This is a genomic window from Candidatus Pelagibacter bacterium nBUS_25, assembly GCF_051200975.1.
Lineage (GTDB): Bacteria > Pseudomonadota > Alphaproteobacteria > Pelagibacterales > Pelagibacteraceae > Pelagibacter.
This window is the reverse complement of sequence record NZ_CP172846.1, coordinates 599,915-623,613: the sequence shown is the minus strand read 5'-3', so window position 1 is coordinate 623,613 and position 23,699 is coordinate 599,915. Positions and strand designations below refer to the sequence as shown.

Sequence of the window (23,699 nt, the reverse complement as noted above, 5' to 3'; positions counted from 1 at the left end):
TAAATGGCATTAAAATCTTTTGCCTTTAATGTTTTAAAAAAAGATAAATTTGCTAGATGTGGTTTAATTGAAACTCACAGAGGAAATATTAACACTCCTGCTTTTATGCCTGTTGGTACTCAAGCTACAGTTAAAGCATGTACCATTGAAGATATAAAGAAAACTGGATCAGAAATTATATTATCAAACACATATCATTTAATGATAAGACCAGGTGTCGAAAGAGTTCAGTCAGCAGGAGGTCTTCATAATTTCATGAACTGTGATTTACCAATTCTTACCGACTCTGGTGGGTTTCAAGTAATGTCCCTTTCTAAGTTAAATAAAATTGACAGAGAAAAAGGAGCAATTTTTAATTCACATGTTGATGGTAAAAAGTTTTTTTTAAGCCCTGAAGAAAGCATAAGAATTCAATTAGGCCTTAATTCTGATATAATTATGATAATGGATGAATGCCCCCGAAAATCTGATGATTATGAACTGATAAAAAAATCAATGGATTTGTCTCTTTACTGGGCAGATAGATCGAAAAAAGCTTTTGGTCAAAATCCACACAAAGCTCTTTTTGGCATTGTCCAAGGTGGCTTATTTAAAGATTTAAGAATTAAATCACTAAAGGAATTAATTAAAATTGGATTTGATGGTTATGCAATGGGTGGTTTAGCAGTAGGAGAGTCTCAAAAAGAAATGTTTGATGTACTAGATGATGTTAAAGAACATTTACCTGATGAAAAACCTCATTACCTCATGGGCGTAGGGACACCTTCAGATATAATTGGAGCAGTTAAAAGAGGTATTGATATGTTTGATTGTGTTTTACCAACAAGATCGGGAAGAACTGGTTTAGCATTCACTTGGAATGGAAGAATAAACATTAAAAATAACAAATATCAAACAGACAATACTCCATTAGATGCTGATTGTAACAATTTAAGTCTCAATAAATATTCAAAAAATTACTTAAATCATTTGTTTAATACTAATGAAATTTTAGCATCAATGTTGCTAACTCTACATAATATTAATTTTTATCAAGAATTAATGTCAGCTATAAGAAAAAATATTTCAGAAGGTACTTTTGATCAATTTCATGATAAATACATAGATAAGTTGTAATAGATATCCTTTCTTTTGTTCAATTTGACGTTTGAAATATAAGAATAATTCTGTATACAACAACTATTCAATTTGAATATTTGGGGGCCCTTAGCTCAGTTGGTAGAGCAATTCCCTTTTAAGGAATGGGTCGATGGTTCGAAGTCCATCAGGGCTCACCACTATTCTTTCCATTTAATTCAATTTACAAACTCATGCATCCTGAAATTTGCCTCTATCACAGTTTTTTTATTTAATTATTTGAAAATACTCAACAAAAGGACTGTTTGATTCTTCAATATTATTTAGGTAAAAACTCTTGTTAAAAGATGCCGATCTTCTAATTTTGCTTGGTTCTTTAAAATTTCCTTTTGAATACATTTTATATTTTATTTTTAAATATTTAAAAAGTTTTTTATTATTTTCCAATGTAAGAGTTTGCTTGTGATTAACAAGTTCTACGTTTTTTATCTTATTCTTTATATTTAACCAATTTTGATACCAATTAAAATAATATTGTTTTAATTTAATCTTATCATTTCTATCAATTTTTATATTGTGATGTGGCAGAAAATGATCAAAGAAATCTTGATCATTTGTTTCTAAACTTTTTAACCATAAATCAAAATTTTTGTACAAAATAAATATAATACTGTCACTATGATGTTTTTTTAAGTATTCTAAATCTGGATTAAAAGTATGTTTGTGAATTTTACTATTATAATTTTTTACTTCATTTGTAGTGTTTTCAAAATCTATAAAGAAATTTTTTTCCAAAAGTGTTTCAAAGTAATTAGAAAAAGTTCTTTGAGGGCTAAATACTAAAATTTTTTTTACATCATTGTTAAGTATTTTTAGAATATTTGAACCAAAAATATTATATAGATAGCTTATTGTTATTTTTGCCATAATTTTTTTTTATTGTTAAAATTTTACTAATTATCCACTTTATATCAGAGTCTTTTTTAGTTTGTTTGAAAGAATAATAAACATAAAAATTACTGTAATAAAATATGCTAGATTTAATTAAACTTTATTTTATCTATCCAATCATCAATATTTCTTAATCAATTTTCAGGCAACTGATTTCATTAATGAAGATGAGATTGATGAAAATAAAGAACTAAAAAAATACTACAAGTACTTACATATATTTATTAAAAACATAATAAATTAAAAAAATTTTTAATTTTTAATATGTGAAATTATAAGATTTAGTTTTTAATCAAAAATTTCGCAAAACCATTAGGCTTTTTATATTCATACAACCTTTAATCAGCATTTTTTTTAAAATCAAAATTTTTCAGTTATGTCATTTTCCTTTAGGAATTGATTAAAGATTTAAGTCCATCAAGGATTGTCACTACTAAAATTTAGCTGTGTTTAATTGGTGGATAATCTAATATTACTTCGTTCATCTTTTCATTTAAGTCACGAATTCTATTATCTGATGATGGATGAGTGCTCATAAACTCAGGAGGTTCTTTACCTTTGTTTAAAACTTTCATTCGTTCCCAAATTTTAACAGTTTCTCTAATATCGTATCCTGATAGTGAGGAAAATATCATTCCAAGATAATCTGCTTCACTTTCTTGCTTTCTATTGAAAGGATTTAAAATTCCAAGTTGTGCTAATAATCCAACCGTATTTTGACCCGTTGTTCTGTTAATGTCAGATAATACACCGCCACTTGCTATATCAATAATTCTAGTACCTACATTTAACAAAGTACCTCTACTAGCTCTTTCAACAGAATGTTTTGCAACAGCATGGGCAATTTCATGACCCATTACAGCAGCTAAACCATTAGTATTTTTTGTTGCATCTAGAATACCTGTATAAACAGCTATCTTACCTCCAGGCATGCACCACGCATTACGTACTTTCTTTTTATCAATTAATATATATTCCCAATCAAAGTCTCTAGTTGGGTCATCTAAATTTTCTCTATCAAAGTATTCAGAAATTGAATCTTCCATTTTTTTTCCAATTTCTTTAATTTCATTTAATGTTTTTTTGTCATCACTCATTTTTTCTTTTTCTTTGACTTTTTCATATATTTGAGCTGCTTGGGCATTTAGTCTTGCTTCAGAAACAATTTTTAATTGTTTTCTTTCAGTAATCGGAGCAGTTGTACAAGAGGGCATGATAAAGCCACAGCAACCGCAGCCAACATAAGACAAAAATTTTCTTCTATTCATTTTCATATATAGTTGTTATTATCATTTTATTATGAATCTTAATAATAAAATTTTATTAGTATTATTTATTGTTGCGATAGTTTTTGTAATTTATTCAAGTTTTAACTAAAGTATGGATAAAAAATCTAAAAGAAAATCTTTATCATTAAAAATTAGGAACTATTTTATTACAGGCGTAGTTGTATTAATTCCTATCGGATTTACTATATATCTTAGTAAATTCTTAATAGGTGTATCCTCAAAATTGATTCCTAAAAATCTTAATCCTAATCACTATTTGCCTTTTGACATCCCTGGCGTAGAAATTTTGATTTCTATACTATTAATAACTATCGTAGGCGGGCTATCTTTGTCTTTCTTGGGTAAAAAAATTCTTGGATTAATTGATGATTTATTTAAAAGAATTCCTTTTCTAAGAACTGTTTATTCAGCAATCGTTCAAATGACAGAAACTTTTTCTAAAAAGGATGATGACAAAAAAAGTGTTGTTTTAGTCGAATACCCAAGAAAAGATGTTTGGGCAGTTGGTTTTGCAACTAAAGAGAATAAAGGTGAAATGTCAGATAAAACTAACAAAAAACTCATCAATGTTTTTGTTCCAACCACACCAAACCCAACAAGTGGTTTTTTATTAATGTTTCCTATTGATGATGTGATTTTTCTAGATATGAATTTCGAAGAGGCTTCTAAATTTATAGTTTCTGCAGGTACTTCAAAAAAAGAATCTTAAGCAATATCATTTATAACATCTGCTCTATCATATAATTTAATAAGTGGTTTAAACCTACCTATATCTTCACTATTATTTTCTATTCTTTTAATCTCTTTTTCTGCCAATAGAAAAAGATCATTATTATGTATTGGATCAGCTAATTTAAAATTTTTAATACCACTTTGCTTAAATCCCAATATATCACCAAAACCTCTAATTTTCATATCTTCTTCAGATATATAAAAACCATCATTAGACTCTTTTAGAATATTAATTCTTTTTTTTGCATTATCACTTAAATTTGATTTGAACATTAATATACAGGCAGAGTCTTTATTGCCTCTTCCAACTCGACCTCTAAGCTGATGTAATTGTGATAATCCAAATTTATTTGCATTTTCTATAATTATTACGTTTGCATTAGGAAAATCTATACCAACCTCAATAATCGTTGTGGATACTAATATTTTAAATTTTTTTTTCAAAAAATCATCTAATATTATCTCCTTATCCTCTATATCAGTCTTGCCATGAAGTAGAGATACTTGATTTGGAAAAAGTTTATTTAAATATTCAAACTTTTTAACAGCTGAAGAGTGGTCTATTTTTTTTGACTCTTCTATTAAAGGACAAACCCAAAAAATTTGATTGCCTAGTTGTATTTCTTTTTTAATAAATTTAATAACATCATTAATTTTACTTTCTAATTTACTATAAGTTTTAATGGGTTTTCTTGATTTAGGCTTTTCTCTTATAATAGAAAGATCCATATCTCCATACATGGTCATTGTTAAAGTTCTCGGTATTGGTGTGGCGGTCATTAATAATACATCGCAATTTTTGCCACCTTTATCAGACAAACGTTTTCTTTGGTTAACACCAAATTTATGCTGCTCATCAATAATGATTAATCCTAAATTTTTAAAATTTACTTTTTTTTGAAAAATTGCATGAGTACCAAAAATGATATCAATATTATTATTGTCTAATTTATTTAATATAATTTTTTTAGTTTTATAGTCAGATTTACCTGAAATTAATTCTATATTAATTTCTTTTGAAAATAATTTTTTTGCAAAATTATAATGTTGGCGTGCTAAAATTTCGGTAGGGGCCATCAACGCAACTTGAAAACCAGAATTTACAGTATTGTATGCAGCGATTAATGAAACAATTGTTTTACCACTCCCTACATCACCTTGCAAAAGTCTAAACATTTTATTAGACGAGGAAAGATCTTGATTAATTTCTTCTAAGGTTTTTTTTTGATCATTGGTAAGAGAAAACTCTAATTTATTTATTAGGTTTATTTGTTTTTTTATATCTAAGCTTTTACTTTTTTTTTTAATTTTCTTTATTTTTTTTCTAATTTCTGAATTCACTAGAAAAGTAGAAAAGATCTCATCAAAAGCTAATCTTTGATAAAAGTTATCTTGATATTTTCCAATATTTTCTGATTTATGTAATTCAATGATTGCTTCATTCCAATTAATGTTATCAAATTTATCTAATATATTTTTTGAATGCCATTCTTTTAATATAGGTAAATTGTTTATTATTTGATTAATAATTTTATTATATATTTTTTCTGAGATGCCTTCTGTCAGTGAGTAAGTATTATGTTTCTGTTTTATTAAAGAAGAGTCTTCAGAAACATATTTAGGATTAGTAAGTTGATATTTATTTCTATAAAAACCAATTTTTCCACTTACAGTAATTTCTTTTCCAAGTGGAAGAATTTTTCTTACATAGCCCTCATAACTATTAAAAAAGATGCAATCAATTTCACCAGATTCATCAAAACATGACACTCTGTTAGGTAAATTTCTAACACGTGGAAACAGATATTTTTTAGGAATTATAGTTATTGTTTGATTTTCTCCAATCCTTAAATCTTTTATTTTTGTTGATAAGGTTCTATCAGTATATGATTTTGGTAACTTCCATAATAAATCAAAAATATTATTAATTTTTTTTCTTTTTAATAAATTAGTTGTTTTAATACCAACACCATTAAGCTTGGTTAAATCTGATAATAAGTACTCATAATTACTTTTATTAGCCATAAACTAATAATATATTATATTAATGACACTCAATATAGATCAATTAAAAAAAAAAATTATTTACCGCTCAAATTATCGTGGCACAAAAGAAATGGATAAACTCTTAGGCGCCTTTACAAAAAAATATATTGATGAATTGAATAATGAAGATCTTGCTGATTTAGAAAAGTTATTAGATATAGATGACGCTAATCTTTATAACTTCTTCAATGGTTTAGTAACAGATTTTAAATTTAAAGATAACAAAATCAACCTTTTGTACAAAAATTTTAAATACAGTGAATAAAAAAAGTGGCGGAGAGACTGAGATTCGAACTCAGGAAAGAGTTGCCCCTTTGCCGGTTTTCAAGACCGGTGCATTCAACCACTCTGCCATCTCTCCGTGAGCATTGTTTTATTATTATAATTATTTAATTCAACTATAAAATAGTCTAAAGAAGCTATTTATAACAAATCAGTTTAATTTCTATGAATAAAGAATTTAACAAAGGACTGTTCTTAGCGGGATCCGGTTCTTTTTGGTGGGGTTTTTTTGGTGTTCTTTATTTTAAATATATCACGTTTATTGGTCACATAGAATTGGTTGTTCACCGATGCTTATGGACTACATTTACTTTAATAATTACAACTTTCTTTTTTTCAAAATGGCATATTTTTTTTACAATTATTAAAAATAAAAAAAATTTAATTTATCTTTTCTTGTCAGGTTTTCTTATTTTTATTAATTGGGCTGTTTGGATCTACGCTATAGCAACCAACAGAATAATTGATGCAAGCTTTGGGTATTTTATGATGCCGATCTTAAGTGTTATGCTTGGTTACATTTTTTTTAATGAAAAACTAAACAAACAAAGAATTTTATCAATTATATTAGTAATTATTTCAATTTTATATTTATTATTAATGAGTTTCAAATCTCTTCCTTGGGTTGGCATCATAGTTGCATTAAGCTGGGGATTTTACAATTTAGTAAGAAAAAAAATTAATATTGATACAGATATAGGTCTATTGATTGAAAGTCTTTATATTTTACCATTTGCTCTAATAGCTTTTTATTTGATAACTTTATATGGACATAATGATTTTCAATTATCAAACCCACCTATGATGTTGTTTATTTTTTTAGCTGGTCCTATGACTGTAATACCATTATTTCTGTATGTCAGAGGTGTGGAATTGTGTGGCTTAGGACCAACAGGAATGATTTTTTATATAACGCCTACATTACAATTTTTACTTGGTTATTTTTATTATGACGAGCCATTTTCAATGGCAAAATTAGTTAGTTTTATTTTTATATGGATTGCTGTAATTATATATTTGAAGGATTTATATGAAACTAGTTAACTATATATTTGTTTTTGTAATTTTTATTTACTCATCATCATTTTCAGAAAGTCCAAGTAGTTTTCTTACTTGGAAGGAAAATTTTAAAAAAACTGCTTTGAAAAATGATATCTCAGAAAAAACTTTTGACATAGCTATGGCTAATGTAAAATTTTTACCAAATGTTATTAAATATGACAGATATCAACCAGAATTTTATGAGGATACCAAAACTTATATTGGAAAAAGAACATCATCAAAAAAAGTCTCTAAAGGTGTAAATTTCTATAAAAAAAACTTTAATTTGATTAATACAATTGAGGATCAATATAAAATAGAAAAAGAACTTCTATTAGCTTTAATGGGTATAGAAACCAATTTTGGAACTTATGTTGGTAAAATGGACATATTATCTTCATTAGCTACATTAAGTTATGATCAGCGCAGGTCTGAGTTTTTTACAAATGAATTATTAATATTACTAAAACTAATAGAAAATAATCAAATTGATTATAAAACATTATATGGATCTTGGGCTGGAGCATTTGGTTATTTTCAATTTATGCCATCAACAATGAAAAATTACGCAATAGATTTTGATAAAAATAGTTATATCGACCTAAAAAACAATAAAGACGCATATGCATCAGCAGCTAACTATTTAAGTAAAATAGGATGGAATGATGATCAGCCATGTTTTTATAAAATTGATTTATCACCAACTATACCAAAAAAATATTTAAATGTTTCTGCAAAAAAACTTCATAACAAGAAAAAATTAAAATATTTTAGGAAATATATTATTAATAGTGATATTTTGGACAAAAAATTTGACAACCTTGAAGTATCACTAATCACACCTGATAAAGATATTATACCGGATGCAGAAAATTTAAGCCCTGCCTATGTAGTTTTTGACAATTATGAAATTATTTTAAAATGGAATAGATCCTTAAGGTTTTCATTGGCTGTATGTACACTTAAAGATAAATTTAATGATGAATTATAAAACCTTATTAATAATTATTGCTATTATTTTCTTGGCTGGTTGTGAACAAAAAAATCTCAATAAAAAAATACTTAATTATGAAATGTCAAATAAATATAAAAACTCTGGTTTTGCTTTAGTTTATGACGCTAATTTAAAAGAAAAAAAAAAAATTACAAAAAAAATTGACAATAGATCTCTATTAATTTTTCATAAAAATTTGAAAAAAAATTCTTTTGTTAAGATCACAAATCCCACTAACAAAAAAACAATAATTGCGAAAGTTATTTCAAATAAAGCAAAATTTTCTGATTTCTATAATTGTGTCATAACATTAAGAATAGCAGAGGAATTATCGTTAGATTTAAAAGATCCTTATATTGATCTAGTTTTAATTTCACAAAACTCTACATTTGTTGCAAAAAAAGCTAAAACTTTTAAAGAAGAAAAATATGTTGCACAAAAAGCTCCTGTTGATGGTATTCAAATTGATAATTTAGGTAATTCTAGCTTTCAAAAAGAAGATATTTCAAAAGACAAAATTTTTAAATACTCAATAAAGATTGCTGATTTTTATTATAAAGACTCTGCTATCAATATGTCAGATAGAATTACTAAGGAAACAAATATTAAGAACCCTATTATTATTAAAACAATATCAAATACTAAATATAGGGTATTAATAGGACCATTTAGTGATATAAAAAAACTTAAAGACTTATTTAATAAAATTAAGTTGTTAAATTTTGAAAATATAGAAATTTTAAAAGATGTTTAAGAAATTATTTTTAATACTATTTGTTAGTTTTTATTACGCTGAACTAACTACTGCTAATGTTGATGTAAAAGCTAGAACTGCAATATTACAAGATTATTATTCAGGTGAAATTCTTTATGAGAAAGAAGCTGACATCTCAATATATCCAGCTTCAATGACTAAAATTATGACATCAATAATTGCATTTGATTTAATTAAATCAGGTGATTTAAAATTAGATGAAAAATTTATAATTTCTGAAAAAGCATGGCGTTTATCAACCTCGGGGTATTCATCTATGTTTATTATGGTAGGAGACCAGGTATCTGTAGAGAATTTATTAAAAGGGATAATAATTGCTTCTGGAAATGATGCTTGTATAGCATTGGCAGAAGGTATTGCTGGCACTGAAGAAGAATTTGCAATTTTAATGACTGCAAAAGCTAAAGAAATAGGGATGGAAAATACTAATTTTGCAAATTCGTCAGGTATAAATAACCCAGACAATTATTCAACTGTCAGAGATATTTTAAAAATGTCTAAATATTTAATTGATAAACATCCTAAATTCTATCAGATTTTTTCTGAAAAAAAATTTACTTGGAATAGAACAGGAGGTGACCCTATAACACAAGGTAATAGAAATCCTCTTTTATATAAAAACTTAGGTGCAGATGGTATTAAGACTGGATATTTAGCAGTTGAAAAATACTCTTTAGCTTCATCAATCATTAGAAATGGCAGAAGATTAATTGCCGTTGGTAGTGGATTTAATTCGAAAAATGCTAGATCAAGGGAAAGTTCAAAATTACTTACTTACGGTCTTACTAATTTTGATCTTGTCAAGATTTCTAAAGCTAATGAACCATTTGAAAAAATAAATGTATGGCTTGGAAAAGATGATAGAGTTGATGTCTATACCAAACAAGACATCTACAAAACTATTAAAAAAGCTAAAAAAAAACTTTTAAAAGTTTCTATCAAATATGAAGAACCTGTAGAAGCTCCAATTAAAAAAGATGAAAAAGTTGCTGTTTTGAAAGTTGTTTATGATGATGAGTTAGTTGGTGAATACGATTTACTGGCTTCAAAAGAAGTTAAACAAGTAAATTTTGTATCTAGATTATTAAAATCACTTAATTATCTCATTTGGGGCGATGTCTAAAAAACCAATCATAGTTTTTGAAGGAATAGAAGGAAGTGGAAAAAGTCACCATATTTCTGTCGTTTCCAGGTATCTTAACAAAAAAAAAATTAGTCATATAAAAATAAGAGAGCCTGGTGGCAATCCAAATTCAGAAAAGATTAGAAAATTGATTTTAAATAACAAATCAAATTTTAATAAAAACACTGACTTATTACTATATATGGCTGCAAGAAGTGAAAATATAGATATTATAAAAAAATCATTTAATAAAAAAATAATACTTATTGATAGATTTACTGACTCAACAATAGCTTATCAACACTATGGAATGGGTGTTGATATTAATTTAATTAAAACTTTAAACAAGTATTTGCTGAAAAATATTGACATTAGTTTTACATTTTTAAATACAGTTAATCAAAAGAATTTAAAGGAAAGATTAAAAATGAGAAAATCACTAAACAGATATGATAAATTTGATATATCATTTTATAAAAAGGTTCAAAATGGATTTTTAAAATTATCAAAAATAAAAAAAAAAAGTATCAACTAATTAATTCAAATTTAAACATAGAACATAATCAAGCATTAATTTTGAATAAAATTGATAAATTAATTAAATGAACTTGAATCCATCAAATCAATTAAACCTATTTGGTCATCATTCTGAATTTATGAATTTTAAAAAACTTTATATTAATAAAAAACTACCCAATAAAATATTATTATCCGGTGAAAAGGGGATAGGGAAATCTACTCTAGCATATCACATTGTTAATTACATTTTGTCGTATGATGAGGATTTTACATATGATGTTAAAAACTTTAAAATTAACCCAGATAATAAATCATATAAATTAATTTCAAATAAATCTAATCCAAACTTTATTTCAATTGATATCAATGAAGATAAAAAAAGTATTGATATAAACCAAATTAGACATTTAATTTTAACTCTAAACAAATCTTCTTTTAATTTAAAACCCAGGCTTGTACTTATAGATAATATTGAGCTTTTAAATATTAATTCTGTTAATGCTTTATTGAAAGTATTAGAGGAACCAAATGATAATATCTATTTTATATTAATCAATAATAACAAAAAAATTCTACCTACTCTTAAATCTAGATGTCTTAATTATAAAATTCATCTTACATCTAACCAATCATTTGATATCACTAACAAAATTTTAGAGGCAGATTATAGGAATTCAATTAATGAAGAAATGATAAATGGTTACAGTACACCAGGAACAATATTAAATTTAATAAATTTTTCCAATCAAAATGATATTAATTTAAAAGATATTAATTTAAAAGACTTTATAAAAAAAGTTATAATAGAAAAAAAATATAAAAAAGACCAATTTATTAAAAATTTATTATACTTTTTAATAGAGATCTATTTTAGAAATAATATATCAGTTAAGAATATTAAATTACTGAACAAACAAAAATATTTTTTAAATAAAATTAACGATACAAAAATTTTTAATTTAGATGATGAAAGTATATTAATGGAATTTGAAGATAGAGTTTTAAATGGATAAAAAGTTTTATATCACCACACCAATTTATTATCCTTCAGCCAATCCTCATATGGGTCACGCTTATTCAAGTATAATAGCTGATTTTTTTGCTAGATTTAAAAGAATGGATGGTTTTGATGTTCAATTTTTAACTGGGACTGACGAGCATGGATTAAAAATACAACGTTCAGCAGAAAAGCAAAATATTGACCCTTTGGAATTTTGCAATGAAATTAGTCAAACATTTAGAGATCTTTCACACACACTAAATTTAACAAATACAGATTTTATAAGAACTACTGAAGATAGACATAAAAAAACAGTGCAATATTTGTGGAATGAACTTGAAAAAAATGATGATATTTATTTATCAAAATACTCTGGTTGGTATTCTGTATCAGATGAAGCTTTTTACAATGAAGATGAAATAGAAGAAATAGACGGTATTAAAAGATCTATTTCTTCAAAATCACCTGTTGAATGGATTGAGGAAAAGTCATATTTTTTCAGGTTATCAAAATGGGAAAAACCACTTCTTGAGTATTATGAATCTCACCCAAATTTTATTGCACCAGAGTCCAGAAAAAATGAGGTTATAAGTTTTGTTAAAAGTGGATTAAAAGATTTATCAGTTAGTAGAAAAAGTTTTTCATGGGGAATAAAAGTACCTAATAATAAGGATCATGTTATTTACGTATGGCTCGACGCACTAACAAATTATATAAGCGCATTAAATTATCCTGACACCAATGATAAATTGTTTAAAAATTTTTGGCCAGCATCAATACATTTAATTGGCAAAGATATTTTAAGGTTTCATGCAATATATTGGCCAGCCTTTCTTTTAGCTGCTAAAATAGAATTACCCTTAAGAGTTTATGGTCATGGCTGGATCCTTTCTGGTGATGAAAAAATGTCTAAATCAAAAGGAAATATTTTAGATCCGATTGAAATTATTAACGAATATGGTCTAGATCCATTAAGATATTATCTAATTAAAGAAGTATCTTTTGGAAACGATGGTAACATATCACAAGAAAGACTTGAAGATTGCATAAACAGTGACCTTGCTAATAATTTCGGAAATTTATGTCAACGTGTTACAGCATTTGCTATTAAGAATTGTAATAGCGAAGTCCCAAAGAATATCAAATTTACAGATGAAGATTTAGTAATTTTGAATAAATATAAAGATAATTTACCAATAATAAGAGAGAAAATTGATAATCAGGATATTAATTTTTACATAAATTTTATTATAAACTCTTTATTTGAAGCTAATAAATATTTTAACGATCAAGAACCATGGAAAAAAAAAGAAGATCCAATTAGATTGAATACAATAGTTTATTCAACCTTAGAAATTGTAAGAAAAATTAGCTTTTTACTTTATCCAATAATTCCTCAATCAGCGGTCAAGGCTCTAAAGATTTTTAAACTTAATGAAGATGATATTAATTTAACGTCCATTGAAAATAATGAATTCTTAACAAATGGAAGTAAAATAAATAAAATAGATATTCTTTTTAAAAAGATAGATAAATATAATGATTGATTCACACTGTCATTTAGATCATGAGCCTTTATTAAGTGATTTAAGCAACGTAATTAAGCGTTCAAAAGAAGTGGGTATAAAGAAACTATTAACAATTTCAACTTCATATAAAAGCTTTGATCGAATTAAGAAGATTATAGAAGAGGATGAAATGATTTATGGTACAATAGGTATTCATCCACATGAAACAGCTGACAATAAAATTACCTCAGATTTTATTGTAAAAAATCTTAATGATAATGCAAAAATAATTGGAATTGGGGAAACTGGTTTAGATTTTTATTACAATAATAGTGATAAAGATGATCAAATAATTAGCTTTAAAGAACATATTGAGGCATCCATAATAACAAATACTCCATTAATTGTTCACTCTAGAGACGCTGAGGATGAAACTTTTAATTTACTGAACAATTATAAAGATCAAAACCTGAAAATATTAATGCATTGTTTTACCGGTAGTAAAGATTTTGCAAAAAAACTTTTGACCCTCAATGCCTTTTTTTCTGCCAGTGGTATTATAACTTTTAAAAATTCACTAGATTTACAAGAAACATTTAAATTTTTACCTTTGGATAATATTTTGATAGAAACAGATAGCCCTTTTTTAGCACCCGTTCCTAATAGAGGTAAAAAAAATGAACCATCTTTTATTGATTATACTGCTCAAAAATTAGCAGATATAAAAAATATTTCTAAATCTGATTTGATAAGTTCTACTACTAACAATTTTAATAAACTTTTTTTTAATTAAATATTATGAAGTTTGTAATTCTTGGATGTGGAAGTTCGATGGGTGTACCTCGTCCAGATGGCTATTTTGGTAATTGTGATCCTAAAAATAAAAAAAACTATAGAACAAGATGTTCCGCTTTAATAAAAACAGATCAAGAAAATATTTTAATTGATACCTCTCCTGACCTACGTAATCAAATGTTAAGTCAAAAAATAAAAAAAATTGATAAAGTTTTTTACTCCCACATACATGCAGATCAAACACACGGTATAAATGATTTAAGATCTTTCTTTATAAGAAATAAAAAACCAATTAATGTTTTTGCTGACAACTCAACATCTAAATATCTTAAAAAAACATTTTCTTATTGCTTTGACACATATAACAGAGAATATCCTGCAACACTTAAATTAAATAACATTAATAAAGTTTTATTTATTAAAAATAAAGATAAAGATATCTTGGTTAAACCTATTAAAGTTCAACACGGTAATGTTTACTCTATATGCTATATTGTAGATAAAAAATTAGCTTATATAAGTGATGTAAGTAAAATATTTGAAAAAGATTATAGATATTTCAAAAATCTCAAATATCTGATTATTGATTGTCTCTGGTACAGAAATCATCCTGCACATTTTAATTTTGAAAAATCTTTAGAAATGATAAATAGATTTTCTCCAAAAAAGGCCATCTTAACTAATCTTCATACCGATATAGACTACGAGGTAATTAAAAAAAAATTACCTAAAAATATTATTCCAGCTTATGATGGATTGACAGTAAACTTATAAAATTTGATCTAACTTATTTATAATTTTTTTAGACGTTGGCCCAGTAAAAGATGCAAAAGTATCATCAATTTTACCCTCTTTATTTATCAAAATTTTATGAAAATTCCATTTAGGTACTGTTGATTTACCAAATGAATCTTTTGCCCATATATATATTGGATGAGCATTATCTCCTTTGACATCATACTTGCTGGTCATTGGAAATGTAATATTGAAATTAGTTTCACAAAAATTTTTAATCTCTGTTTCTGATCCAGGTTCTTGGCCACCAAATTGATTTGTAGGAACACCAATTACGATTAGCCCCTTATCCTTATAATCGTCATATAATTTTTGAAGATCGTTGTATTGTTTTGTAAATCCACATTTACTAGCAACATTTACCAACAGTACAGTTTTGCCATTAAAACTCGACAGATCTAGCTCATCGCCATTTATAGAATTAATCTTAAAATCAAAAAAAGTTTTTGAATTATCTGACATAGTTTTAGTAAAAAAAGAAAACATTAAAATTATTATATAAACAATAAGTTTTTTTTTAAACATTTACTTTTTTTGCCGAAATTAATAACAATAAATATCCAAATATAGTAGACAACAATGATCCTGTTAATACTCCTATTTTAACACCATCAATATACTGGGTGTTATCTATAAATGCTAAATTACCGACAAATAAACTCATCGTAAATCCAATTCCTGTTAAAATTGAAACTCCATATAAACTTAACCAATTAGAATTATTAGGTGCCTCAGCGAACTTTAATTTTATTGAAATATAAGAAAATAATAAAACGCCAATTTGTTTACCAAAGAATAGTCCACATAAAATACCAAGTGGAACTGGGGCCAGTAAGCTAGATAAAGACAAGCCTTCTAAGTTTACACCAGCATTCGCAAATGCGAAAAGAGGCATTATCATAAATGCAACATATGGTGAAATTGCATGTTCTATTTTTACAAGTAGAGAAAAATCCTTATCTTTTATTCTGTGAGGAATTGTAGTAGCCAACAAAACACCAGCAATCGTAGCATGTATTCCAGATTTATAAGTAAAAAACCACATAAACAATCCAATAATCAGATATGGGATAAAGATTTTTACAGAAAATTTATTTAGAATTAAAAGTAAAATATAACTTAATAAAATAAGACTAAGATATGGGATGCTTAAATCTCCAGAATAAAAGAATGCGATAATTAAAATAGCACCAAGGTCATCAATTATCGCTAAAGCAGTTAGAAAAACTTTTAATGATATTGGGACCCTTGATCCTAATAATGACAAAATCCCCAATGAAAAGGCTATATCAGTTGCTGATGGTATTGCCCAACCATTCATAGTTTCTGAATTTCCCCAATTGATAAAAACATAAAAAAGAGCAGGTACTAACATGCCACCAACTGCTGCAATTATAGGAAGTAGAGCTTGTTTAATATTTGATAACTCACCTTGGATAAATTCTCTTTTAATTTCCAAAGTGACAAAAAAGAAAAATATTGCCATCAAAGCATCATTAATCCAGTGATGAACACTAAGTTTTAATCCGAATTCATTAACACCAATAAATAAATATTTTTCAAGACTATGAAAATATAGATAACTGAAACCACTGTTACTAATTATTAATGCCAATATAGCTGCAATTAACAAAATTAATCCACTTGCAGCTTCGAGTTTAAAAAACCATTTAAATGGCTGAGATAAATAATTAATCATAAAATCTTATGTTAGATCAATAATAAATAATTTTACATCTTTCAATGTTTCAAAAAGATTAAATAAAATAATTTCTAAACCAGGAAAGAGGTTAATAAGTGGTGTTTTTAGTGTATCCACGACAATAATTAGTGCAATAAGCGAAATGATAAAAACTAATAAATATGAAAAAAAATTATTTGATCTTTGATTTTTACTATCATTTAGAAAATTTGAATCATTTTTTAATGTTTTATTTTTATCATTAATCTTATTTCTTTTAATCTTTATAGGAAGTTCAAAATTTTTTTTGTTTTCTGACTGATCACGTATTATATCTTCATTTTTAATAATAGTGGTTTCTTCTAAAGGTTTTTCAATTATAAAGTGCCAGCTATGATTGCAAGATCCACATTTTATTTGCCTCCCATCTACTGGAATTAGCTTGTCATTTACATTAAATTTTTTATTACAATTTATGCACTCAATAATCATAATTTTTATATATCAGATTCTATTAAAATTACCTTCAATTTGCTTATCTTTATCCTTTTAAATAATTAAAATGTACTGTAATAGTACACGGATCGGAGTGTAGCGCAGCCTGGTAGCGCATCTGGTTTGGGACCAGAGGGTCGCAGGTTCGAATCCTGCCACTCCGACCATCTATGATGAATAAAGCTATAATTTATATTCCAAACAAAAGCCCTATGCAGTCGGGAACTGCTAAGAATAATAAATGGATACTAGAGTTTATTACTAAAGATCCAACTAAAAATCCTTTAATGGGCTGGGAAAGTTCTTCAGATACATTGTCTGAACTTAAATTAGAATTTTCATCTAAAGAATTAGCTGTTAATTATGCAAAAAAAAGAAAAATTAATTTTGATTTAATTGAACCCAAGAAAAGAAAAACTGTAAAAAAATCATACGCAGATAATTTTTTAAAATAATAAATAAATGTTTAGATTTTTTAAATTAAAAAAATGGTTTATGTGGTCATGGTTAGGATCAATAATAATTTTATCCTCTCTTTGGATCCAAGTTAAAATTGATGTTAAAATAAATAAATGGTTTGGTCAGTTTTACGACATGATTCAAAAAGCACTTGGCGAACCAAATGCTATTACCATAGAGGAATATTGGTCCAGTCTTTTATCGTTTATTACTCTAGCAGCAGTTTATGTTGGTGTTGCTGTTGTTGTAAGTTTTTTTACATCCCATTATCTTTTTAGGTGGAGAGCTGCAATGGTTGAATGGTATCACAGCGTTTATGATAGAGCGCGTAAAATCGAAGGTGCGTCTCAAAGGGTTCAAGAAGATACAATAAAATTTTCTAGAATAATGGAAACATTAGGTACTAGTTTGATTGAAGCTTTAATGATTTTAATTGAATTTATGCCAATTTTATTTGGTTTAAGTGTAAGTATTCCAATTTTCTTTTTTGGTGATTGGGACTATGGATTAATTGTTGGAGCTTTAATTTGGTCTGTTGGAGGAACTATATTTTTGATTATACTAGGCTTAATTTTAAGATTAGTTGGTGTTGAGTATGATCTTCAAAAAAAAGAGGCAGCATATAGAAAAATTTTAGTTGTAGCCGAAGATGATGGAACTGTAAGACCAAAATCAATCGAAGAACTTTTTAATGGTGTAAGAGAAATACATTTTTTAAGTTACATTAGATATTTATATTTTAATATTGGTCGTATTGCTTATTTGCAAGCGAATGTACTATCGGCGTATGTGTTCTTAGCTCCAGCAATTGTAGCTGGTGCTGTTACACTTGGTGTAATGCAACAAATAATCAGAGCTTTTGGAAGAGTAGAGGGTTCTATGCAATATATACTTAAAGCTTGGCCTACAATAATTGAATTGGCTAGTGTTTATAAACGTTTAAGAGAATTTGAGTCAAAGATAAATCAAGATGAATTTATTGATGAAAAAATTTAATGGCTATTGATAAAAAATTTATTGATCAATTTTGTAACGTTACATCTAAAGCAGCTCTTGCAGCTTCATATTTGACAGGTAAGAAAGATAAAATTGCTGCTGATCAAGCGGCCGTTGACTCCATGAGATCAGAACTAAATAAAATCAATATGAATGGACAGGTTGTAATAGGTGAGGGAACTTTAGATGAAGCTCCACTACTCTATACTGGAGAATTTTTAGGTACAAAAAAAGGCCCAGATTTTGATATTGCCGTGGATCCTGTTGAGGGAACGAATTTTGTAGCTAATAATTTACCTGGTGGGATTGCTGTATTAGCAATTGGAGAAAAAGGTAATTTATTTAATGCACCAGAAACTTACATGAATAAAATTGCGACTGGAAAAATTGACAAAGGTTTAATTGATTTAGATTTTCCTTTAGAAAAAAATATTAAAAATTTATCTGAATATAAGAGCAAAGATTTTTCTTCAATAACTGTTTGTATATTGGATAGACCTAGACATAAGATTATTATTGATAAGTTAAAAGATTTAAATGTAAATATTAAACTTATAACGGATGGTGATGTACTTGGGGCACTATATGTTTCGGATCCAAAATATAAAGTAGACATGTTTTTAGGTATTGGTGGTGGACCAGAGGGTGTTCTTGCTGCATGTGCACTTGATTCATATAATTGTCATTTTCAAGGAAGATTTATTTTTGATAATGAAAAAGATATAATTGAAGCCAAATCGATGGGTATAACAGATTTAAACAAAAAATATGAATTAAACGAAATTGTTAAAGGAGATTCTCTTTTTTGTGCATCAGGAATAACTAATAGTGAAGTGTTAAAAGGAATTGTTGTTGAGAGAAACAAATATTTTAGCGAAACTCTGGTTACTCATAAAAATAGTAATTTTAGAGAAATAGTTAAAAGTGTTAATTTTACAAATGAATGATTTCTGTTTCTGGAAAAACTTGGGTACAGCAAAAAGTTAATAAAAATTTAGTTGAAAAAGTTAAGCAAGATTTCGGATTTAGTAATATTATATCACAGTTAATCATTTCAAGAAATTATGATAATTCAGAAATACATGGAATCAGCAATAGTCAAGTATTAACAAATATATTAAAAAATGATTATGATTATCAAAAAGCATCTTTAATTCTTTTAAATTCCATCAAAAATAATGAAAATATTTGTATTTTGGGTGATTATGATGTCGATGGAGCGTGCGCAACATCATTATTAGTTAGATATTTTAATCACATTAATCAAAAACACTTTTTTTATATTCCTGATAAAGTCAATGATGGTTATGGAGCTAGCAAAAAACTTTTTCAAAAATTAATTCTAAAGAAACCTAAATTGATAATAATGGTTGATTGTGGCTCAACCTCAAATGATGCGATTGACTATTTAAAACAAAAAAATATTAAATCTATAATTATTGATCATCATGAAATATATAAACCATATCCAGTATCAGATGCTATTATAAATCCTAAAAAAGATAAAAATAAGAAAGAAAGCTCTCTATTGTGCGCTACTGCTTTAACTTATTTTTTTATAGACATCTTAATTAAAAAAAGTAAATCAAATTATAAATTATCTAATTTTCTAATATATGTGTTACTTGCTACTATATGTGATGTAATGCCATTAAGGAAAATTAATAAAATTTTAGCACGTAATGCAATTTATGACTTTAATTTAAAAAATAATCTAGCGTTAAGTTGTATATTTAAACAATATGATTTAAAAAAAAAAATTACTGTTGAGGATTTAGGATTTCTAATAGGACCAATAATTAATTCTGGTGGTAGGCTTAACCACTCTAAATATAGCGTTGAGTTATTGTCCTCTGATAATCCTGAAATTATTAAAGATAGATCCAATAAGTTAATCAAACTTAACAATAAAAGAAAAATTATAGAACAAAATATTCTAAATGAAATAGATTTTGATAAAATCCAAAAAGAAAATAAGGACGTCATAATTTACTATAAAAATAATTTAAATGAGGGTTTGATTGGTATTATAGCCTCAAGATTAAAAGATTATTTTAATAAACCATCAATTATTATCACAAAAGCTAATAATACTCTTAAAGCTTCAGCCAGATCTACCCCAAAATATAATATTGGTGATTTAATAAAATCATTAATTGATAATCATATTATTGAAAAGGGTGGTGGACACAATATGGCAGCTGGTTTTACTCTTAAAAAAGAAAATCTTGAAATTTTAGATGAATTTATCCAAAAAGATTACTCTAAAAAAAATTCAAAAAAATATAGCTCAGACAATTATGATATGGAGCTGTCTAACTTTGCAATTAATATAAAATTTATAAACGAACTAAACAAACTAGGACCTTTTGGTAATTTTAATTTTTTACCAACTTTTCTTATTAAAAATGTTAGAATTATTAAATTTGAAGTAATTAATAATAAGCATATATCCGCTATAATAAAACCAGATAGAGGTTCATCAGTGAAAGCAATATGTTATAACTGTTTAAATACAAATATTGCAAATTATATGCTGTCCCATAAAAAAAAGATAAATATTATTGCTCAAATTCATGAAAATATTTGGAATAATAAAAAAACAATCCAATTAAACATTAAAGATTTAATTCTACAACCTAATAAGTCTTGAATTATAGTAACTTTTAAAATAAAAGACCCACCAATGGTCCCTTCGTCTATCGGTTAGGACAGCTGGTTTTCATCCTGCAAAGGGGGGTTCGATTCCCCCAGGGACCGCCATAAATGAAATTTTTTGTCTACTTGTTAATAAATGTTAATACAAATAGAACCACTTCTTATGTTGGCTATACAAGCGACATAGAAAATAGGTTGGCTCTTCATAATACATCAAGAGGTGCAAAATTTACAAAAGGTAGAAAGTGGACACTTATCTATAAAAGATGTTACAACTCAAAATCACTAGCTATGAAGAATGAATATTTATTAAAAAAAAATTATAAAAAACGTAATTTATTAAAAAAAAAGTTTCTAGAAAAAAATTAATGAAGATTTCAATTCTGCTACCTTACAAAGAAAATTTCTCAAAAGATTATGCTGGGGCAGTTTCAATATTTATTAATGGTGTTAATAAATATAGTAGATTTAAGAATGATATAAAAGTTTATGGAAATACTAATTATTCAAATTTATTATCAAAAAATTATGTAAATTTATCATTCAAAAAAAGCTTATTTCAAAGCTCATCTAAAACATATGTAAATAATTTCTTAAAAATTGAAAAAAAAAGAAATTCTAATATAATTGAAATACACAACAGACCTAATTATCTTAAATATTTTAAAGATACATTTGAGCCTAAAATCGTATTTTATTTTCATAACGATCCCTTATCTATGAATGGTTCAAAAAGTATTTCAGAAAGATTGTTTATTTTACATTTTTGTAGCAAAATTATTTTTAATAGCGAATGGACAAAAAATAGATTTTTCAACGAGATAGATAAATTTTATTTAAATTCTGAAAAAATAGAAATTATTAATCAATCAACATCTAAATCACCAGTAAATTTAGATAGTAAAAAAAAGATAATTATGTTTGTTGGTAAACTTAATAGATCGAAAGGTTATGATTTGTTTGGTAAAGCTGCAATTAAAATTCTTAATGAATTTAAAGACTGGAAAGTTTTAGTATATGGAGACGAACCTAGGGAAGAAATTCTATTTCAACATGAAAGATTATTGCAAAATGGCTATGAGTCTAATGATAAAATTTTGAAATCTTTTAAGATAAGTTCTATCGCTGTTGCTTGTTCCAGATGGGATGAGCCATTTGGCAGATCAAGTTTGGAGGCCAGCAGTAGGGGTTGTGCTGTAATTGTTAGCAATAAAGGGGGATTACCAGAGACTATAACGGATGGTATAATTTTAAAAAATCTTAATGTTGAAGAAATATATGAAAATATTAAAGAGTTAATAATTGATAAGACTAAACTAAAAAGAATTCAAAAGAATTCACTTCAAAATTTTTATCTAGATAATATATACACTTCAAAACAGATTGATAATTATAGAGAAAAAATAACAAAAAATAAAACCTATATTAAAAGAAGTAAATTTAGAATTTTACATGTTACAAATTTAAATGAACGTCATAATGGCAGACTTTTTTATAATACAGGTCGAAGAATAAATAATGGACTTATAAAACTTGGTCATACTGTTCAGACTTTAAGTGATAGAGATACAATTAGCCGTGAAAGAAAAATAAGTGACTTAACTGGATCAAAATCACTTAACAATAAGTTATTAGAAATAATATCAAATTATAATCCAAATTTACTTATGCTTGGTCATGCAGACCAAATTCAGAATACAACCTTAAAAACTATTAAAAAATTTTACCCAAATATAAAAATATGCCAATGGTTTCTGGATAAAATGGATGATAATGAATGGCGAATGAATAAGGATAGATTTTCTAAAAAATTTAGGTATGTTGATGTAAGTTTTTGCACCACACATCCTTCTGCAATCAAATCTTTTAGTAAAAATAATGTATTATTTATCCCTAATCCAGTAGACGAGACTTTTGAAAATCTAAATATATATAATAAAAAAATTTTTAAACATGATTTATTTTTCGCACTTTCGCACGGAGTTCATAGGGGCACATTAAAATTAGGCAAATCTGACAAAAGAGAGAGTTTATTACGTATGTTGATTAAATTTAATAATGAAATTAAATTTCATATATTTGGGATAGATAAAAAACAACCTATATGGGCAGAAAATTTTAAGAATGAACTTTCAAAATGTAAAATGGCTCTTAATTTAAGCCAAGGTGCTTCATTAAAGTTTTATTCAAGTGATAGGATTGCTCAGCTAGTTGGTAATGGCATTTTAACATTTGTTGACATTAAAACTAAACTTAATAAAATTTTTTCTAATAATGAAATTATTTTTTATAAAAATATTAAAGATTTATCATTAAAGATAAATAGATATAAAAACGATGATAAATTAAGAAACCTTATTGCAAAAAAAGGTATGAAAAAATATCACAAACATATGAATTCAAAGATAGTTTCTGAGTATATGATTAACAAAGTTTTTGATATTAATAGAAAAAAAAGATTTTTCTGGGAATATAAATAAAAA

The 23,699-nt window shown here is 26.3% G+C and carries 24 protein-coding genes and 4 tRNA genes; 21 read left to right on the top strand and 7 right to left on the bottom strand.

Going from position 1 to position 23,699, the window contains the following annotated elements:
* Positions 1 to 3: 3 nt before the first annotated feature.
* Positions 4 to 1,116, top strand: coding sequence for a tRNA guanosine(34) transglycosylase Tgt (gene tgt, locus ACIJYH_RS03370; RefSeq protein WP_435164091.1), 1,113 nt, complete (start codon positions 4 to 6; stop codon positions 1,114 to 1,116).
* An 84-nt stretch (positions 1,117 to 1,200) separates the two neighbouring features.
* A tRNA-Lys gene (locus ACIJYH_RS03365) sits at positions 1,201 to 1,277 on the top strand.
* 67 nt (positions 1,278 to 1,344) lie between these two features.
* Here ACIJYH_RS03365 and ACIJYH_RS03360 read toward each other — a convergent pair.
* On the bottom strand, positions 1,345 to 2,004 hold the full coding sequence (locus tag ACIJYH_RS03360; protein ID WP_435164088.1) for a hypothetical protein: 660 nt from the start codon (positions 2,002 to 2,004) through the stop codon (positions 1,345 to 1,347).
* 464 nt (positions 2,005 to 2,468) lie between these two features.
* Positions 2,469 to 3,296: a M48 family metallopeptidase gene (locus tag ACIJYH_RS03355; protein WP_435164085.1), complete on the bottom strand. Its 828-nt coding sequence runs from the start codon at positions 3,294 to 3,296 to the stop codon at positions 2,469 to 2,471.
* 112 nt (positions 3,297 to 3,408) lie between these two features.
* Between ACIJYH_RS03355 and ACIJYH_RS03350 the strand changes: the two genes are divergently transcribed.
* Positions 3,409 to 4,026: a DUF502 domain-containing protein gene (locus tag ACIJYH_RS03350; RefSeq protein WP_435164082.1), complete on the top strand. Its 618-nt coding sequence runs from the start codon at positions 3,409 to 3,411 to the stop codon at positions 4,024 to 4,026.
* Here the strand turns inward: ACIJYH_RS03350 and ACIJYH_RS03345 are convergent.
* On the bottom strand, positions 4,023 to 6,074 hold the full coding sequence (locus tag ACIJYH_RS03345; protein WP_435164079.1) for an ATP-dependent DNA helicase RecG: 2,052 nt from the start codon (positions 6,072 to 6,074) through the stop codon (positions 4,023 to 4,025). The two genes, ACIJYH_RS03350 and ACIJYH_RS03345, sit on opposite strands and share 4 nt — an antisense overlap.
* Before the next feature lie 22 nt (positions 6,075 to 6,096).
* On the opposite strand from ACIJYH_RS03345, the gene ACIJYH_RS03340 reads away from it, so the two are divergent.
* Positions 6,097 to 6,360, top strand: coding sequence for a succinate dehydrogenase assembly factor 2 (locus ACIJYH_RS03340; RefSeq protein ID WP_435164076.1), 264 nt, complete (start codon positions 6,097 to 6,099; stop codon positions 6,358 to 6,360).
* A 6-nt stretch (positions 6,361 to 6,366) separates the two neighbouring features.
* Here the strand turns inward: ACIJYH_RS03340 and ACIJYH_RS03335 are convergent.
* A tRNA-Ser gene (locus ACIJYH_RS03335) sits at positions 6,367 to 6,456 on the bottom strand.
* Positions 6,457 to 6,542: 86 nt separating this feature from the next.
* On the opposite strand from ACIJYH_RS03335, the gene rarD reads away from it, so the two are divergent.
* The 9 genes from rarD to ACIJYH_RS03290 all read left to right on the top strand — a co-directional run bounded on the left by rarD (position 6,543) and on the right by ACIJYH_RS03290 (position 14,906).
* Positions 6,543 to 7,421, top strand: a complete 879-nt coding sequence (gene rarD, locus ACIJYH_RS03330) for an EamA family transporter RarD (RefSeq protein ID WP_435164073.1) — start codon at positions 6,543 to 6,545, stop codon at positions 7,419 to 7,421.
* Positions 7,408 to 8,409 (top strand): lytic murein transglycosylase, encoded by a 1,002-nt coding sequence (locus ACIJYH_RS03325; protein ID WP_435164071.1) that lies wholly within the window; start codon positions 7,408 to 7,410, stop codon positions 8,407 to 8,409. The genes rarD and ACIJYH_RS03325 overlap by 14 nt, the downstream gene beginning before the upstream one ends.
* Complete coding sequence (locus tag ACIJYH_RS03320) at positions 8,396 to 9,166, top strand: SPOR domain-containing protein (RefSeq protein WP_435164069.1); 771 nt, start codon at positions 8,396 to 8,398, stop codon at positions 9,164 to 9,166. The genes ACIJYH_RS03325 and ACIJYH_RS03320 overlap by 14 nt, the downstream gene beginning before the upstream one ends.
* Positions 9,159 to 10,310 carry a D-alanyl-D-alanine carboxypeptidase family protein gene (locus ACIJYH_RS03315; protein ID WP_435164066.1) on the top strand — a complete coding sequence of 384 codons (1,152 nt, stop codon included), beginning with the start codon at positions 9,159 to 9,161 and terminating at the stop codon, positions 10,308 to 10,310. The genes ACIJYH_RS03320 and ACIJYH_RS03315 overlap by 8 nt, the downstream gene beginning before the upstream one ends.
* On the top strand, positions 10,303 to 10,845 hold the full coding sequence (tmk, locus tag ACIJYH_RS03310) for a dTMP kinase (protein WP_435164064.1): 543 nt from the start codon (positions 10,303 to 10,305) through the stop codon (positions 10,843 to 10,845). Before ACIJYH_RS03315 ends, tmk begins: the two co-directional genes overlap by 8 nt.
* 67 nt (positions 10,846 to 10,912) lie before the next feature.
* Positions 10,913 to 11,842, top strand: a complete 930-nt coding sequence (locus tag ACIJYH_RS03305; RefSeq protein ID WP_435164061.1) for an AAA family ATPase — start codon at positions 10,913 to 10,915, stop codon at positions 11,840 to 11,842.
* Complete coding sequence (gene metG, locus ACIJYH_RS03300; protein ID WP_435164059.1) at positions 11,835 to 13,376, top strand: methionine--tRNA ligase; 1,542 nt, start codon at positions 11,835 to 11,837, stop codon at positions 13,374 to 13,376. Before ACIJYH_RS03305 ends, metG begins: the two co-directional genes overlap by 8 nt.
* Positions 13,369 to 14,130, top strand: coding sequence for a TatD family hydrolase (locus tag ACIJYH_RS03295; RefSeq protein ID WP_435164056.1), 762 nt, complete (start codon positions 13,369 to 13,371; stop codon positions 14,128 to 14,130). Before metG ends, ACIJYH_RS03295 begins: the two co-directional genes overlap by 8 nt.
* Before the next feature lie 5 nt (positions 14,131 to 14,135).
* A complete protein-coding gene (locus ACIJYH_RS03290) occupies positions 14,136 to 14,906 on the top strand; it encodes an MBL fold metallo-hydrolase (protein ID WP_435164053.1) in 771 nt (256 codons plus the stop codon).
* On the opposite strand, the gene ACIJYH_RS03285 is transcribed toward ACIJYH_RS03290, so the two are convergent.
* The 3 genes from ACIJYH_RS03285 to ACIJYH_RS03275 are packed head-to-tail and all read right to left on the bottom strand — an operon-like array spanning position 14,901 to position 17,100.
* Positions 14,901 to 15,452, bottom strand: coding sequence for a glutathione peroxidase (locus ACIJYH_RS03285; RefSeq protein ID WP_435164050.1), 552 nt, complete (start codon positions 15,450 to 15,452; stop codon positions 14,901 to 14,903). The genes ACIJYH_RS03290 and ACIJYH_RS03285 overlap by 6 nt on opposite strands.
* Complete coding sequence (gene nhaA, locus ACIJYH_RS03280) at positions 15,445 to 16,626, bottom strand: Na+/H+ antiporter NhaA (RefSeq protein ID WP_435164047.1); 1,182 nt, start codon at positions 16,624 to 16,626, stop codon at positions 15,445 to 15,447. The genes ACIJYH_RS03285 and nhaA overlap by 8 nt, the downstream gene beginning before the upstream one ends.
* 6 nt (positions 16,627 to 16,632) lie before the next feature.
* The gene (locus ACIJYH_RS03275; RefSeq protein ID WP_435164044.1) at positions 16,633 to 17,100 is read right to left on the bottom strand and encodes a zinc-ribbon domain-containing protein; all 468 of its coding nucleotides are present in this window, start codon (positions 17,098 to 17,100) and stop codon (positions 16,633 to 16,635) included.
* A 93-nt stretch (positions 17,101 to 17,193) separates the two neighbouring features.
* On the opposite strand from ACIJYH_RS03275, the gene ACIJYH_RS03270 reads away from it, so the two are divergent.
* From ACIJYH_RS03270 to ACIJYH_RS03235, 8 genes are all read left to right on the top strand, one after another.
* A tRNA-Pro gene (locus ACIJYH_RS03270) sits at positions 17,194 to 17,270 on the top strand.
* A 3-nt stretch (positions 17,271 to 17,273) separates the two neighbouring features.
* Entirely contained in the window at positions 17,274 to 17,558 is a 285-nt protein-coding gene (locus tag ACIJYH_RS03265; protein ID WP_435164041.1) for an ETC complex I subunit, read from the top strand.
* 7 nt (positions 17,559 to 17,565) lie between these two features.
* A complete protein-coding gene (locus tag ACIJYH_RS03260; RefSeq protein WP_435164038.1) occupies positions 17,566 to 18,558 on the top strand; it encodes a putative transporter in 993 nt (330 codons plus the stop codon).
* Positions 18,558 to 19,505 (top strand): class II fructose-bisphosphatase, encoded by a 948-nt coding sequence (gene glpX / locus ACIJYH_RS03255; protein ID WP_435164035.1) that lies wholly within the window; start codon positions 18,558 to 18,560, stop codon positions 19,503 to 19,505. The genes ACIJYH_RS03260 and glpX overlap by 1 nt, the downstream gene beginning before the upstream one ends.
* The gene (gene recJ / locus ACIJYH_RS03250; RefSeq protein WP_435164032.1) at positions 19,502 to 21,211 is read left to right on the top strand and encodes a single-stranded-DNA-specific exonuclease RecJ; all 1,710 of its coding nucleotides are present in this window, start codon (positions 19,502 to 19,504) and stop codon (positions 21,209 to 21,211) included. The genes glpX and recJ overlap by 4 nt, the downstream gene beginning before the upstream one ends.
* Before the next feature lie 35 nt (positions 21,212 to 21,246).
* Positions 21,247 to 21,321: transfer RNA gene (locus tag ACIJYH_RS03245), tRNA-Glu, on the top strand.
* Positions 21,322 to 21,324: 3 nt separating this feature from the next.
* On the top strand, positions 21,325 to 21,585 hold the full coding sequence (locus tag ACIJYH_RS03240) for a GIY-YIG nuclease family protein (RefSeq protein ID WP_435164029.1): 261 nt from the start codon (positions 21,325 to 21,327) through the stop codon (positions 21,583 to 21,585).
* Entirely contained in the window at positions 21,585 to 23,696 is a 2,112-nt protein-coding gene (locus ACIJYH_RS03235; protein WP_435164026.1) for a glycosyltransferase, read from the top strand. The genes ACIJYH_RS03240 and ACIJYH_RS03235 overlap by 1 nt, the downstream gene beginning before the upstream one ends.
* The last annotated feature ends 3 nt before the right edge of the window (positions 23,697 to 23,699 follow it).

Excerpts from the sequence above, each read along its gene's own strand:
- ACIJYH_RS03275 (WP_435164044.1), bottom strand. The coding sequence starts at position 17,100 with ATGATTATTGAGTGCATAAATTGTAATAAAAAATTTAATGTAAATGAC.
- ACIJYH_RS03315 (WP_435164066.1), top strand. The coding sequence starts at position 9,159 with ATGTTTAAGAAATTATTTTTAATACTATTTGTTAGTTTTTATTACGCT.
- glpX (WP_435164035.1), top strand. The coding sequence starts at position 18,558 with ATGGCTATTGATAAAAAATTTATTGATCAATTTTGTAACGTTACATCT.
- ACIJYH_RS03305 (WP_435164061.1), top strand. The coding sequence starts at position 10,913 with ATGAACTTGAATCCATCAAATCAATTAAACCTATTTGGTCATCATTCT.
- ACIJYH_RS03290 (WP_435164053.1), top strand. The coding sequence starts at position 14,136 with ATGAAGTTTGTAATTCTTGGATGTGGAAGTTCGATGGGTGTACCTCGT.
- rarD (WP_435164073.1), top strand. The coding sequence starts at position 6,543 with ATGAATAAAGAATTTAACAAAGGACTGTTCTTAGCGGGATCCGGTTCT.
- tgt (WP_435164091.1), top strand. The coding sequence starts at position 4 with ATGGCATTAAAATCTTTTGCCTTTAATGTTTTAAAAAAAGATAAATTT.
- tmk (WP_435164064.1), top strand. The coding sequence starts at position 10,303 with ATGTCTAAAAAACCAATCATAGTTTTTGAAGGAATAGAAGGAAGTGGA.
- ACIJYH_RS03265 (WP_435164041.1), top strand. The coding sequence starts at position 17,274 with ATGATGAATAAAGCTATAATTTATATTCCAAACAAAAGCCCTATGCAG.
- ACIJYH_RS03350 (WP_435164082.1), top strand. The coding sequence starts at position 3,409 with ATGGATAAAAAATCTAAAAGAAAATCTTTATCATTAAAAATTAGGAAC.
- ACIJYH_RS03340 (WP_435164076.1), top strand. The coding sequence starts at position 6,097 with ATGACACTCAATATAGATCAATTAAAAAAAAAAATTATTTACCGCTCA.
- ACIJYH_RS03345 (WP_435164079.1), bottom strand. The coding sequence starts at position 6,074 with ATGGCTAATAAAAGTAATTATGAGTACTTATTATCAGATTTAACCAAG.
- ACIJYH_RS03235 (WP_435164026.1), top strand. The coding sequence starts at position 21,585 with ATGAAGATTTCAATTCTGCTACCTTACAAAGAAAATTTCTCAAAAGAT.
- ACIJYH_RS03355 (WP_435164085.1), bottom strand. The coding sequence starts at position 3,296 with ATGAATAGAAGAAAATTTTTGTCTTATGTTGGCTGCGGTTGCTGTGGC.
- recJ (WP_435164032.1), top strand. The coding sequence starts at position 19,502 with ATGATTTCTGTTTCTGGAAAAACTTGGGTACAGCAAAAAGTTAATAAA.
- ACIJYH_RS03240 (WP_435164029.1), top strand. The coding sequence starts at position 21,325 with ATGAAATTTTTTGTCTACTTGTTAATAAATGTTAATACAAATAGAACC.
- metG (WP_435164059.1), top strand. The coding sequence starts at position 11,835 with ATGGATAAAAAGTTTTATATCACCACACCAATTTATTATCCTTCAGCC.
- ACIJYH_RS03295 (WP_435164056.1), top strand. The coding sequence starts at position 13,369 with ATGATTGATTCACACTGTCATTTAGATCATGAGCCTTTATTAAGTGAT.
- ACIJYH_RS03260 (WP_435164038.1), top strand. The coding sequence starts at position 17,566 with ATGTTTAGATTTTTTAAATTAAAAAAATGGTTTATGTGGTCATGGTTA.
- nhaA (WP_435164047.1), bottom strand. The coding sequence starts at position 16,626 with ATGATTAATTATTTATCTCAGCCATTTAAATGGTTTTTTAAACTCGAA.
- ACIJYH_RS03360 (WP_435164088.1), bottom strand. The coding sequence starts at position 2,004 with ATGGCAAAAATAACAATAAGCTATCTATATAATATTTTTGGTTCAAAT.
- ACIJYH_RS03325 (WP_435164071.1), top strand. The coding sequence starts at position 7,408 with ATGAAACTAGTTAACTATATATTTGTTTTTGTAATTTTTATTTACTCA.
- ACIJYH_RS03320 (WP_435164069.1), top strand. The coding sequence starts at position 8,396 with ATGATGAATTATAAAACCTTATTAATAATTATTGCTATTATTTTCTTG.
- ACIJYH_RS03285 (WP_435164050.1), bottom strand. The coding sequence starts at position 15,452 with ATGTTTAAAAAAAAACTTATTGTTTATATAATAATTTTAATGTTTTCT.